Genomic DNA, 12936 nt, shown 5'->3' with positions numbered 1-12936 from the left:
GAATATAAAAAGAAGAGAATTGATTATCTCTTCTTTTTATATTATTTATGGCAACCCTCAGTTAGAAGTTACAAGCTTATTGAATTCATCTACCGCTTTATTGAAATCAGCATTAAACGATTTAGATTTCGAATACTCTGATGGTAAGTTTTCTACAAGCTCATGAATCGCTTTTTTGTAGAGCTGAAATTCCTCAGATTTCCATGTATTACTCTCCTTAAATTGAGCATACATTACGGATCGAATATTGATAATCATTTCATCAAATCTAGGGAGAAGTTCTATGGTATTAAGCTTAGAAAAAAATGAACTATTTTGTTGGAAATGAGTAAGTTTTTCGTCCCAAGCTATCAGGTTATTATAGATATCAAAAACATATCGAGTTGTTTCTTCTTTAGGTGCCTGTTCACTAAGTAGGTTGAAGAGAAAATCGACATCCTTTCCATAGTTGACAAATTGAATGTATTCTTCTGATCTCTTTGTTTTTTCTGTACTACTGTCTAGTAACTGAAAAGTGAATATACCAATTAAAATTATATTCAAGAGAACAGACAGCATTATAATTATATTATATCTTTTCAACTCGTAAACAATCCCCTTTCTAATCAAAAGCTTAGCCCGTTTAGGCAGAATACTAAACTAGCTAAGCTTCTGAAACTATCTATCAAAAATTAATTTAGTTTACAGTATGTTTAACATAAGCATAATTAGTCCATAATTTAATTCCCAGTGGAACTTCAGAATTAACCATATTATATTGAACTCTACCTCTGGAGATGAGGTTAACAGTTTTATTGGTGAATAAAGTCCAATTGAATTCAGCGGTTATACCAGACGTCTTACCATTTACAGCCTCATTAGCATTTTTCCAACTTATAGTATTGGGTAGGTTTAAATTAGCAGGTTTTTTAAATGTCACCCACGCTTCGTCATATGAAGGGCGATATGATGTAGTACCCGAAGTCGTTACTCCATTTGAAAATGCTTGAAGCACTTTTCCAACATATCCAACGCCAGGAACAATATAATCTATTAATTCAAATGAGTATGTAGACATAGTATAGGACTCATTTATTGTCCCAGGTGTCGTTGAAATAATCCTCAAATATTGTCCGTAGCCGTTACTATCCTCAACATTTAATTTTGCTTCGGCCCCATTAAGATAAACTTTATAGAAGTCTTTCCAATGGTTGTTTAATGTATCTAATCTTCCCCATATTTGAATATTAGTATATCCCACTTCCACGCCTTTCCTATTAGAAGTAGCCATTACAACGGTACTCCAATTATTTGCAACAGGATTGTTTTGAAGTTTGTAACTATAAGCATTACCTTGATGCTTAAATTGCAGTCCTTTTCTTTCTTGAATAGTGTTTATTGTATTACTTTCATCAGAAGTAGTAATATTCTCCTCTTGAACTTCATTATCTTCTAATAATATCTTTGTGATTTCATCGTCTTTCAAGAAATCACTATCGCCAAAAGGCAAGACAACTGCTCCATCTTCATATGTACCCATGGTTACGTATGAGAATCTTTCACCGGATTCTACAATTGAAGCAGAACTAATTGTAGTAACCATATTTTTTTCGTTTATATCTTTAATAGTTGTTTCAAAGGTTCCCCAAAGAAGGGTATTTCCAGAACTTAAAGTTGCAGTTTTGGTAGAAGCATCTTCAATTATAAAATCGAATGTATTACCTGCTATTGTCAGGGTTCCTGTTCCACCTTTACCAATATAGAAGTCTCCAGATGGCTTTAACTCTTGATTAATTGACAATGAATTATTGCTACGAGACAAGATAGAAAAGTTCTGGATTCCTATACGCGCTGCAGAATCAATGTTGTCTTCACCGTCAAATCCTGGTGGAATAGCGTTATTATTGTAACTATCAGAGGTTTCAAATATTATTGGATTAACATCATCCACAATCTGAGGACTTGCAACAGCTGTATTAACTACTAAAGATAGGCTAGCTATCGATGCCATTAATACCCTACTGCCCATAATCAGAAATTTTCTTTTGTTTTTTTTCAAAATCTTTTCTCTCCCCTTTAATCAAAATGAAGCACCACATAGAATAATCAAAATAGAAAATTATTCAAAATTTCAATTCTATGAGATTAGCACATTGATATTAATAAAACAATACAAAATTAGGAAAATATTAATTAGTAATTATTCAATATTATAGAATCTAGTCTTAAAATAAAGCTTGGTAATTATGGAGATTCTGAAATAGAATATACATATACTAGCAGTGGAAGAGAATGGAAGGCTATTGAGAAAACTTCTTCGGATTTCAAAAAACTTAATAGCGACATATACTTGAAAAATGATAAAGGTGAGTATGAGCTTTTTGTGAATTTTGAGATGGATATGGTATCAAGATATAAAGCTGAAATTACAATTACTCCGCAAAATGGGGAAGAGCCATTAAAAGAAGTTATTGATAATACACCTCAACAAGCTGGATTTGAATTTATTAATGAGCAATCTAGCCTCAGCGAAGACATAGAGACTAGAAATCCATCTGGTCTCCCAATTTCTGCTTGGAACCATTATGGTAATTTTTTCTATAATACTAAAATTGCAAAATATACTATTTCTTACGTAACTAACATTGTAGTTGGTTTAGTGGGTTATTCTGCTTTGGGACTTGCAGGTGCAATTGTTGTTAGTTCAACTACAGAATTAGTTGCCGAAATTGTTAAAGATAAAATTCCAGATATATGGTATACTGATAAAGTTTATTATAAAACTGTCGTTCCACCAAATCCAAATATGTTTAGAATGAAAGTTGCTGAGAAAACGACTCACACCTTCTATTCTGATAGCGGGAGAACAAAACATAGGAAAGGAAGTCCAATTACAAGTGAGGTATGGTTGGACGGGTACAAATAATAGTTAATGAAAAGAAAACTTAGCTTTAATTTTTTGAAACTTATAGCTTGTATTATTGTAGGCATACTCGTAGTTGCTCTTTATCATCTTTTTATGGGTACAATAAATGAAGTGAATTGGATCGAGTATTTTTACTTCTCGTTAGTTGCTGTGGTAGTATTTTTTATACTTCTATTTCTAGATCGAAAACGAAAAAATAAGAACTGAACAAATTTAAAAAAAGCCATCAAACCATTTTATATCTGGTGGCTTTTTTGTGTATTTATATCTACTTAATTAGTGAAATTTATCTACTTGATCAACTTTTTTCAGTCGTAGTTACATGAGGTGTATCTTAAACGGATTTTTATTAGATAGAAAAGACATTAATACCACTATAAAACTACAAAAGCATCCAAAACGGCACAATCACCGTTTTCAGACATTGAACCAAAGATAGACGGTCACCGCTTGATATATTCAAACCAAGTTATATATAAGACACCGTACAGAATGCCTAAGACAGTATCCAGAGCTCCTAGAGAATCCATTTAATAAGGACATTGTTTTAAATGGTGAGATAGCATGTGTAGATCCAGAGACAGGATGGGTAGACTTCGAACTTGTTATGAAGAGATTTCTAGCGAGGTAAGAGGATAAGATTAACCTATACACACGAGCCTTACCTGTTACTTACGTAGTATTCACTATGATGGACAGGATACTCATAAGCTTCCGTATTGCCGCAAATTTCTTCATGCTAAGCACCTGTCATTATTCTATAAATCACAATAAAAGGTAAGTTAAAAATTGACATGTCCGCTTATAAGTGTCCAAAAGTAGAATTTTATAGCGCTTCTTAAAGTAACCCACAATATAAAATAGACCCTTCAACACGAGAAGAGTCTATTACTAATCAATCTACTTATTTTTCACAAGCTATACCGTCTTTGTCCCTATCACTTTTTTTATTGGCTTCATATAGAGCTTTAGAAACATGAGGTTTATATTTCGTTTTTCCACCTTTATTTTTGGTTGATGATGAACGAGCTACGCCGCCTTTATATACCTTATTCAACTCTGTGCAGTTTTTATATGTAACTACTTTCTCTTTTGCTTCTGCTACGCCAGTTGATCCTATCGTTGGTCCAATAATAAGTCCAAGAGATAAAACAGCCACAAATACCTTCTTGATATTAATAGTAACACTTCCTCTCTACAGTATAATGCTAATTAACTATACCTCTATCATCCTTCTCCTTCAATATATTGGTATTGGATATTAATTAACACAAACTATAACGGAGAGTACTGATTGAACTACCCTACAAACCTTACTCATCTCTACACGCTTAACTGGATATACCATGGATTTTGAAATCACAATTAAAAAAAGCCGCTAAAATAGCGACTTTACGCGTTATTAAACCAGTCCCTATACTCAGAAACGATCTCAATTATATGTATTTTATTTGTAATATGAGGTTGGCAAAATTACAAATTCATGTTCTCCGTTATCGAAGTTCTTGAGGCTAATCATAATCTTTTTAACATCCGATACGTTAACTTCTAATGAAGTTACCTTTCCCGGTTCGACAGAGATATTCCCTAAACTTCTATCATCAATTAAATCTTCGAACACAGTTACTTCGACCGTTTCTTTTGGTGCAAATAGATCTAGATGCAAAGTTTGATATTTCTTATCCGGTGTTGAGTAATCATGAGCAAAAGCAGAAAATTTTGTATACAGCACTTCTTTGTATTCTTTGCCCTCAATATTTGTATAACTCTTATTTCTTGTATTACTGAAGTAATCATAATTAAAACTTACTTGTTGGAACGGTGTCTTTACGCCCTTCTCCCCAATATTAATCTTGCCAGTCTTCGAATCCACGGTAATGTTCGTTTTCGTCGCTTCCTTAACGACACCGATCGGCAAGTATGTCGTGCCGTTAATTACAACTGGCTTTGCAGTGGTTTTAGCGGTCCAGTTTTTCCCGTTAAGCGTGTACTTGAGATTCGAAACCGTCGCCTTGACAGTTTGCGTGTTGGCTGCGAAAGCCACCGAACTACTGAGCAATAAGAATGCGGATAGCAAAACAGTTACTCTTTTCAATTTCATCTTTCTTACCGTCTCCTTTTATGTATTATTTTTACATCTATTAAAAATATCGGTTAATCAGACGATATAATTAACAAGAACTGTAAAAATAATTAAACAGGGATAGTGCACTATTATATCTAAATAATCCCATAAACTTCACAAAAGGAGCATGATGATATTGCAAAACAAACATTCTATGAAGACGCTGACTGCCGATGACCAGTTGTACACGGCGAAGATGGACGCTAAACCCATCTTTATATACCTTAATAAGGAGCTCTATGGAAGAGGTGTGATCGAGAGGATTACTGAGGATAGCATAAAGGTGAAAGGCGAATATTTTATGCGCGGGGTTTGCGAGTTTAAATGCGAAGGATAACTAAGATTTGAGGCACTTACTTCTCTATACTTACTACTTGATACTAATATCTTGGACGGAAACCAGATATTCTCCTTAGCTAGTCCAACAAACGACTGCTTCCAGATTTCTGATATCTCACAATCCTAACCTGAAAAGCCACATTTTTAACGTCAAAAGCCACATGAGAATAAAAATGTGGTCTAAACTTTGCTGTAACGAAACAGGGAGCAGCTGCCACAACTGGCAAACTGCTCCCTCTATTTTGAACTAACGTTTTACCGTTAGTTCAATCAATATTTGGATTAGACCCTTTACTTTTAGGGATAATGGCATTTTTATTTAATGTTAATAACTAGAATTTTCCTTTAGTGGAGGAATGAGATATTAGAACTTGATCCAAGCCAGCCAGTGCAAGATAAGAGATACATACAAGGATGTTATAACAGGACAAGTATTTGTAGTTAAAGAATATGGTCACACGCCAATCTTTGAGTATCTTGGTCATCTGGGGAATTACACAACTACTCTAAAAATATCTAAATAAACTTTGATCCTAATATAAAAAGAAGGTCGATAGACCTTCTAATTTTTTGCAATCATAATTATTGCCATCGACCATATTGTTAAACTAAAACTAAGGGAGATGAATATTCTTCTTGCTTGTGGCTGTTTCCCATCAAGCAAAAAGTAAAAAGACATATAAAGAAAAATAGGTAAAAGAATTGATGCAAAAACTACTGCTGCACTTGCCAAAAAAATCATCCTCATTCAATTAGAATCAAAAGGTAATAGTACAGGAGTTTCTGCTGGGAGTCCATTTATAATACGGAAAGTTAACTATAGTGAATGAAATTATCAAATAAGAAGAGAAGATTAGGAAGCTAGCGTGAACACATAAGCAAATTGATAATTTCTGATGCCTACACTAGAGAGGAATTAAAGAAAAAGTAATTCGCGGTGCCCTCCGTTTAGGGTGCAGGAATAGGCAACCGGTCTGTTGATCGGTTGCTTACTTTTTCTAATTAAACCTAAGTTGGACTACAGTGATTTGTGAAAATTTTGATTGAAAGAGCAGCTTTTAGAATTTATAAAAGAAAATCCATTCATAAAATAAATCCACTCGTGGTTTAACCTGTCTTTATTTCATAATTAATTATAGCTTAGTTAAACAAACGATCAATATCCTTTGCTAACCTTTCAGAATCGAAGTCCTCTTTAAATTTCTTCTTTATTTCTCTAACAGCTCTAATCAAATTATCGACTAGTAACCTTATTTGAGAATCAAGATCAACTTCCCTAAAAGTCGCATGATCAATTCTCAGACGAATATCAGAGTCCTTATCTTTCTTCAAGTAAGTTATTTTTTCATTAAAAAGACCCTCTTCAACAAGCTCATCACTTGCGATCATAAAAATTATCCCCAATATTTTTAAGCCAGGACCGTAATCCTGTGAGTTTAGTGATGTATTTAATTTTTTTAAAACAATATTCTCGATCTCAGAATAGGCCTTTTCTACATCCTCCATAATTTCTCCAGTGAAGTAAAATTCCATAATATGATCCCTTCCTATTACCAATCGCTTTTATTTAGCTTCGGTCTTTCCCCATTATTATTTTTCTCATAATTTTTTCAGTTGCCATTGATGTATCTGTTTCTTTGTCCGTAGCCATAATGACCATTGTATAATTATTCTCACGGTAGCGTTTTTGCATATACCTTTTAGTTCCTCTTGCATATGCATAGCGTATAAGAGATTGGAAGCAATATATTATATGGAGAGGATAATTTTTTCTCTGCTGTTGAAATAGAGCGTTTTAGAATTGGTAGAAAACAATTTTAGTTTCAATCAATTAAAACCACAAGTGGTCAATGATAATTTTAGAATGATCCATTAAAAGAAGCAGCGGCAGACCAAGACTCGATAAATGAGGTCTTAGTCTGCCGCTATTGTCGTTCAACTAACGTTTTACAGTTAGTTGAATAACTTCCGTTCTATCATTGCATTTATCAAATCAACGTTTTGGTTTTTCAATCTGGGTACTTCTTTGCTTAATTTCACCACCAAAGCCCCATCCCTTTGCTTCAAGAAACTCAGTATATGCGTCTAAAAAGTCATTAATATTAATTGACTCCTGAAACCTTTTATCTATGACATTACCGTCGATTTGTATTTCCGCAAGTTTCGCTTCATCTAGGTTTACTTCATTTTCCCACACTGGTTTCCATGAAGGGTCTTGTTCGTAATCGTTTCTTGGAACTACGTTGTCTAAAGATTTCTTTTCCTTAGCCGCAAATTTCATAAAGTTTCTTTGTGCTTGCCTCAAACATACTGCATTCGCACCGCCCCAATAATCTGGGTTTTCATTCATTACAGCATCCTCTTGCCAATTACAAACATCGCAAGTCTCATATGTTCCAGGTGGTTCTTCATCAAGAGTTTTATACCCACAACATGGACAAGTATATTTGGTCATGAAATCACTCCTCTTATGAGATTTAACATGGAAAAAAGGAACTTCTATGTTCAAGCCCCTCCACTATCGTTTTCTCGTTAGTTCAATTATCTATAATCTCACCATGGCAACCTCTTTGGGCAGTTGCTTTGTTAATGATCTCATTAAACTCAGAAATCAATCCCCTTCCAACATGTTTTTTTCCAATCCGATTAATTGCCCATGTTGCAAAAGAAATAGCCTGCTCATTATTGTTCATATGCAGATGTATTTTAGAAAGCACTAATGCTAGTCTCTCTCTTGTATACTTATTACCCAACCGCTTTACATTTTTATTCCATTGTTCTATATCCTTTATACTAATATTGGTGAGACATTCAGGGAAATTATTGAATTCCTCAAAGTATTGCAAACCGTATTCTAAAAAGATTTCTGTCATATGTCCGATGTTCTCTAGAGCTTCGCTTTCCGTCTCGCCATAACTCCACCATAAGTCTTCATTTTTAAGGTCTGATAGTCTCCACCGAAATTCACAATCATACGGAGAAACTTTATTGAGAGGGACGTGAACACCCAAAGTGTTTGGGATGAAGTCAATGTATACTCCAAGTTCAACACAACAACACCCACCATATTTATCACCCTGAATATTAACAGTATAGATTAAATGATTATTAGGTTTGGTTCTATACCTACCAGCTGTGCCTTGGAATCCGTGTTTTCTTAGTTCTCGTGTGAATGTTTCTTTTAACAATTGCTTAAATTTTTTTGTATCAATCATTGATAATATAACAACTTCCTTTCCTGAAACATTAATGCAAAGTGTTGGATACATAAATTACAATATTTCAAAAAAACATTTTATCATCAAATTAACCTTGAAAGGAATTGATATATGATTTTCTTCAATTGCTCAAATATAACAGGCACTCCACGCTATCCTGCCGTTTGCATAACAAAAAGGGAGCAGCTGCCAACTGGCTAGCTACTCCCTTCTGTGTTCAACTAACGTTTTACAGTTAGTTTAACAATCTAAGTTTTTGGTACGAGGGCTAAAACTTCCTTCATATATCTAGACAGAGACTCTAGATGGTTCCTAACGGGAATATCTGTTTGCTTCTCGGTTAACTGTGCGGCTGGTACCATAGAAAGCTGGGCAACAACCACGCTTTTCTTTGGATTTTCCTCAATAATATTTATCAATCCATTTGAGACAGATTCTATGTACTCATTTTTTTTCCCTTGCATGATTAAATCAAAGGTATTCTCCAAAAGGGAAGACTTAACTTCAATCTCTTTACCCTTCATTCTGGAGTAGGATAATAATTGATTCATCGTTCCATCAACAGTGTTCGGATTCGTAAAAGTAACTATTATTGGCTGATTCATTTTACAGATATCTTCGAACAATGGCTCGTCAATTTTTATTATAGGAATCGGATAATAATGAAATTCTTCTTTAAATATTGAAGTGAAAAAAGTACATGTAATTAAGATAGCATCTACATGGCAATTTGTTATCCAATCAAGTGTCTCAATAACTTTCTTTTCAATAATTTCTTTTGTGAAATCAGCATCCATTTTTATTCGGTCAAGACCTGGATCTACAAAATGAATTAATTCTACATCAAAAATATTCAGAGCTTTTTCAACGTGTTCAATATTTGAATAATGTGCATGAAAGCACCCAATTCTTTTCACACTTATGCCCCCTACGATTTTCAAGTATTGTAACCATTTTGAATTGGATTTGTAAACTGTTTTATCATTTGAGTTGTACAACTATTCTGCTGATTAGTTAATCATGCGATAATATATCGTTATAGGAAAATCCTATTAGAAGTATAGATATTATATATTATTTTAATGAGATGAATTGATATATTATTTGTATTGTAATGGAATTAATTGGAGGTGTGTGCAGTGGGTAACAGCAAAATTAATGATGTTGTTCTAAAGTTTAATCAAGTCGCGAATGCGTATGACGAGCAACGTAGGAATCTTATCCCCTGTTTTGATGATTTTTATGGTATAGCAGTTTCAATTGCTGAGACAGGAAACGACACCCCAAATATTTTAGATCTAGGTGCTGGTACGGGATTATTGTCATCTTTGATGCTAAAAAAATATCCGAAAGCAAACCTCACTTTGATTGATATTTCTGAAAAGATGTTAGAAGTAGCTAAATCGAGATTTGATGGTATGGATAATGTAAAATACATTGTCGATGATTATTCAAATTTTGTTTATGAGAATAAGTTCGATGTTATTGTGTCCGCCCTTTCTATACATCATCTTCTAGATGAAGAAAAAAAGGTGCTATACAAAAACACTTTTCAGAGTTTGCAGGAAGGTGGGGTGTTCATAAATGCCGACCAAATTCTTGGTAACACAATGTTTCTCGATTCATTATATAAAAACGATTGGAAAAGAAAAGTAGAGTCCAGTGAACTATCAAGAGAAGAGATTGCTTCTGCGTATGAACGAACTAAACTTGATAAAATGGCAAATTTAGAAAGTCAGATAGGATGGTTGAAAGAGATTGGTTTTTCGGATGTAGACTATTTATATAAGTATTATAATTTTGTTGTCTTGTACGGCAGGAAAATTGACAAACATGATTAAGCTGGTCAAGTTGAATTAGGATTATATTGAATAGTTCAACCAGTTTCCAAGAGAGCCACCCATTAAACCGTTGAGCTCGTTTATTATCAGATGCAGTTACCCATGACATATGTGCATATCCGTTTTCTTTGGTAAATGTTTCACAGAACTTAAAGAGTTGTTCGGCCACCTCTGTACCTCTTGCTTTCTCTAAAACAAATAAATCGTTCATTATAGTAATCTTATCTGCTTTTGTTGTACTAAAACTAAAATACAATGTTGCAAATCCGAGAAATTCACCTTCTTTTTCAGCGATGAATTGTATATCTTCATTCTTTTCTAGTAGCGTTTCAATTAAATTATGTACTTTTGCAATTGATGGTTTTGGTCTCTTATAAAAATCTACAATGTATTGATACTTTATTCAGTCAATTGTGGTTTAGGTTCGGTTTTCAGAGAGACAAATCGGAAGAACCGCTCCAAAAAAGGAGGTAACATATGAGTTCCATTCTAAAAGTTATAGAAAAGCTAAAGTTGAACGTCTTGAATGTTGAAGATGTTCCAGAATCATTTAGTTCTGATGTATACAAACTTACTCTTGCCACCGGAGAAAATGTTTTTGTAAAAATTCCATTTAACAAGGATAAACTATTTCGTGAATTCCAGATGCTTGAGACATTACATGGTGTAATACCTGTTCCTAAGGTAATGGACATTTGGTACGGGGATGAAAGCACTACTGGTGCATTGCTTCTTTCAGCAATTCAAGGTATGCCTTGTACTGGAGACATTGATGAGAAACTTTCTTTTCAAATTGGCGTGTATCTTGCTATGTTACATGAGGTTAAAACTCCTGGGTATGGTTACCATGTAACTAATGGTTTTAAGTTACTTGATCAAAATAATTGGAGATTATATATCAAAAGTAATTTTGAAGAGTGGAAAGAGCCATGCAAAGAGATTCTCGACTCCGAATTGTATGAAAGATGTATTCTTCACTTTGATGTAGTTTTCTCTGCTTTGCCGGACCCTGACGGACCATGCATTGTTCACATGGATTTTAGACCAGGTAATATATTGGTCAATGGTAACGAGGTTGCTGGCATTATTGATTTCGAGAGTGCCCGTGGCGGATCGTCGGAAATAGATTTCACAAAAGTCAATCGATATATTTGGGAAGTCAATCCAAGAACAAAGATGCCGTTCATTGAAGGTTATCAATCGATTCGACCTATAATGGATTTGGAAAAAGTGCTACCCTTTTATGATTTTTACGATGCTTTCTGTGCAGTTGTTTGGTGTAAAAATAGAGGAATAGAAAAAAATCAAGCATTCCTTCAGGAAAACATTCTTACTTTAAGGAATTCGGTGGGTTATTGAGTTCAGGTGTTTGATGTTCATTAGATGCTTTAGAAAGGCCATCCCCGAAAGGGATAGCCTAAAACTTGCCGTTACAGACAGCGCGGTGAACCATATCACAAGTAGTGGTAAAGCGAAGAGTGGAGGTTTCTGTTAGTCTTCAAAAGTGCAATACAATATTATTGACGGTGTATTAATAAATAAAGGAGCTATCATTCGATGGCTCCTTTATTTATTCTTTCTCTACCTTCTCAGCTACTGTTTTACCGTTACCGTAATGATTTAGTTTAACAAAATCATTTTATTGTATTTGCTATTTCAATTAATGTTTGGTAATCGTATAACGGTTCAAGATTGTTATTTTTTCCTGAAATAAGAGAGTAAGTTAAACCCTCATTTCTCCAATAGATGGCACTTACATGTTCGTTTCCTTGGTCCCATGTTTGCGAACCGTTCTCTAATTTAAGATCTTTTTTCCCATTCGGACGCGTATCAGCCTTTGAGTTTGTAATCATAATAATCAGGTTCAATTCTTCATCGGTATTTGCATACGTGATTTCTACTGCATCAAATTTACCATTGGCATCTAAAATCCTTGCTGATTTTTGAGTAACTTGGAAAGGGACTGACGGTTGTTTGATATCAAACGGGATCTCAGCTACCGCCTCTTCAATTGAAATTTCAACTGGAGGACTTAGATCCAAATTATTGGTCGGTTGATTACTTTCCGCGTTTTGTAAGCAACCAGACAATAAAAGAGGTATCATACATAGGAACAGCAACTTACTTATAGCTTTCATTTAATCACCTCGATATTATATTAACGTTTCTATAGCTGGGAAGTTGCGTTATCCTGCCGGTTTGCATAACTAAAAGGGAGCAGCTACCAACTAGCAAGCTGCTCCCTGCTGTTTTCAACTAACGTTTTACAGTTAGTTAAATTGTGGTAGCTGCGACAGTCGTTTTTTTAGTTGCACAACTAACGTTCAGTTTTGTGACAAAATCACTGCATGTACAACATAAAGCAAACACTAGCCCTCAGCGGGGTGTCTCTTAGACCGTGTCTTTTGCACTTAACCCCTCCATAACAAATAATAAATCATATTTTACCCGGGTAATATTGACTTCTTATTTTATCCGGGTAAAATTATTAAGGTATTCAAAGGAGGA

At 34.3% G+C, this 12936-nt stretch carries 14 protein-coding genes and 2 pseudogenes; 4 read left to right on the top strand and 12 right to left on the bottom strand.

Annotated features, from left to right (window positions below):
• Window positions 1–57: 57 nt before the first annotated feature.
• The gene (locus KJS58_RS23865; protein ID WP_160037183.1) at window positions 58–582 is read right to left on the bottom strand and encodes a hypothetical protein; all 525 of its coding nucleotides are present in this window, start codon (window positions 580–582) and stop codon (window positions 58–60) included.
• A 94-nt stretch (window positions 583–676) separates the two neighbouring features.
• Entirely contained in the window at window positions 677–2038 is a 1362-nt protein-coding gene (locus tag KJS58_RS23860) for a hypothetical protein (protein ID WP_160037182.1), read from the bottom strand.
• Window positions 2039–2329: 291 nt separating this feature from the next.
• On the opposite strand from KJS58_RS23860, the gene KJS58_RS23855 reads away from it, so the two are divergent.
• Window positions 2330–2905, top strand: coding sequence for a hypothetical protein (locus KJS58_RS23855; RefSeq protein ID WP_213536095.1), 576 nt, complete (start codon window positions 2330–2332; stop codon window positions 2903–2905).
• A 904-nt stretch (window positions 2906–3809) separates the two neighbouring features.
• Here KJS58_RS23855 and KJS58_RS23850 read toward each other — a convergent pair.
• Entirely contained in the window at window positions 3810–4079 is a 270-nt protein-coding gene (locus KJS58_RS23850) for an excalibur calcium-binding domain-containing protein (RefSeq protein WP_191805088.1), read from the bottom strand.
• 273 nt (window positions 4080–4352) lie between these two features.
• Entirely contained in the window at window positions 4353–4982 is a 630-nt protein-coding gene (locus KJS58_RS23845) for a stalk domain-containing protein (RefSeq protein WP_213536093.1), read from the bottom strand.
• Between the two features lie 184 nt (window positions 4983–5166).
• Here KJS58_RS23845 and KJS58_RS23840 point away from each other — a divergent pair, with 184 nt between their 5' ends.
• On the top strand, window positions 5167–5367 hold the full coding sequence (locus KJS58_RS23840; protein WP_191805062.1) for a hypothetical protein: 201 nt from the start codon (window positions 5167–5169) through the stop codon (window positions 5365–5367).
• Between the two features lie 564 nt (window positions 5368–5931).
• On the opposite strand, the gene KJS58_RS23835 is transcribed toward KJS58_RS23840, so the two are convergent.
• The 6 genes and pseudogenes from KJS58_RS23835 to KJS58_RS23815 all read right to left on the bottom strand — a co-directional run bounded on the left by KJS58_RS23835 (window position 5932) and on the right by KJS58_RS23815 (window position 9504).
• A complete protein-coding gene (locus tag KJS58_RS23835) occupies window positions 5932–6102 on the bottom strand; it encodes a hypothetical protein (protein WP_191805064.1) in 171 nt (56 codons plus the stop codon).
• Between the two features lie 407 nt (window positions 6103–6509).
• Window positions 6510–6902, bottom strand: a complete 393-nt coding sequence (locus KJS58_RS23830) for an Imm44 family immunity protein (protein ID WP_191805066.1) — start codon at window positions 6900–6902, stop codon at window positions 6510–6512.
• Window positions 6903–6936: 34 nt separating this feature from the next.
• Window positions 6937–7062 carry a hypothetical protein gene (locus KJS58_RS25700; protein ID WP_283771331.1) on the bottom strand — a complete coding sequence of 42 codons (126 nt, stop codon included), beginning with the start codon at window positions 7060–7062 and terminating at the stop codon, window positions 6937–6939.
• Window positions 7063–7563: 501 nt separating this feature from the next.
• Window positions 7564–7824, bottom strand: a pseudogene (locus KJS58_RS25560) (CPCC family cysteine-rich protein); the annotation flags it as partial.
• An 82-nt stretch (window positions 7825–7906) separates the two neighbouring features.
• A complete protein-coding gene (locus KJS58_RS23820) occupies window positions 7907–8638 on the bottom strand; it encodes a DUF4304 domain-containing protein (protein ID WP_191805070.1) in 732 nt (243 codons plus the stop codon).
• 197 nt (window positions 8639–8835) lie between these two features.
• On the bottom strand, window positions 8836–9504 hold the full coding sequence (locus tag KJS58_RS23815; RefSeq protein WP_191805072.1) for a hypothetical protein: 669 nt from the start codon (window positions 9502–9504) through the stop codon (window positions 8836–8838).
• A 222-nt stretch (window positions 9505–9726) separates the two neighbouring features.
• Between KJS58_RS23815 and KJS58_RS23810 the strand changes: the two genes are divergently transcribed.
• Window positions 9727–10428: a class I SAM-dependent methyltransferase gene (locus KJS58_RS23810; protein WP_191805074.1), complete on the top strand. Its 702-nt coding sequence runs from the start codon at window positions 9727–9729 to the stop codon at window positions 10426–10428.
• A gap of 21 nt (window positions 10429–10449) precedes the next feature.
• Here KJS58_RS23810 and KJS58_RS23805 read toward each other — a convergent pair.
• Window positions 10450–10831 (bottom strand): annotated as a pseudogene (locus KJS58_RS23805) (N-acetyltransferase family protein).
• Between the two features lie 74 nt (window positions 10832–10905).
• Here KJS58_RS23805 and KJS58_RS23800 point away from each other — a divergent pair.
• Entirely contained in the window at window positions 10906–11787 is an 882-nt protein-coding gene (locus KJS58_RS23800; protein ID WP_191805075.1) for a phosphotransferase family protein, read from the top strand.
• Window positions 11788–12062: 275 nt separating this feature from the next.
• Here KJS58_RS23800 and KJS58_RS23795 read toward each other — a convergent pair whose 3' ends face one another.
• Entirely contained in the window at window positions 12063–12566 is a 504-nt protein-coding gene (locus tag KJS58_RS23795) for a hypothetical protein (RefSeq protein ID WP_191805077.1), read from the bottom strand.
• Window positions 12567–12936: the final 370 nt, after the last annotated feature.

The sequence above is a fragment of the Paenibacillus sp. J45TS6 genome, from assembly GCF_018403285.1.
In the GTDB taxonomy this organism is placed as follows: Bacteria; Bacillota; Bacilli; order Paenibacillales; family Paenibacillaceae; genus Paenibacillus.
The sequence above is the reverse complement of the archived record's forward strand: the minus strand, read 5'-3'. Positions and strand labels throughout refer to the sequence as shown.

Excerpts from the sequence above, each read along its gene's own strand:
- KJS58_RS23795 (WP_191805077.1), bottom strand. The coding sequence starts at position 12,566 with ATGAAAGCTATAAGTAAGTTGCTGTTCCTATGTATGATACCTCTTTTA.
- KJS58_RS23830 (WP_191805066.1), bottom strand. The coding sequence starts at position 6,902 with ATGGAATTTTACTTCACTGGAGAAATTATGGAGGATGTAGAAAAGGCC.
- KJS58_RS25700 (WP_283771331.1), bottom strand. The coding sequence starts at position 7,062 with ATGCAAAAACGCTACCGTGAGAATAATTATACAATGGTCATTATGGCT.
- KJS58_RS23820 (WP_191805070.1), bottom strand. The coding sequence starts at position 8,638 with ATGTATCCAACACTTTGCATTAATGTTTCAGGAAAGGAAGTTGTTATA.
- KJS58_RS23800 (WP_191805075.1), top strand. The coding sequence starts at position 10,906 with ATGAGTTCCATTCTAAAAGTTATAGAAAAGCTAAAGTTGAACGTCTTG.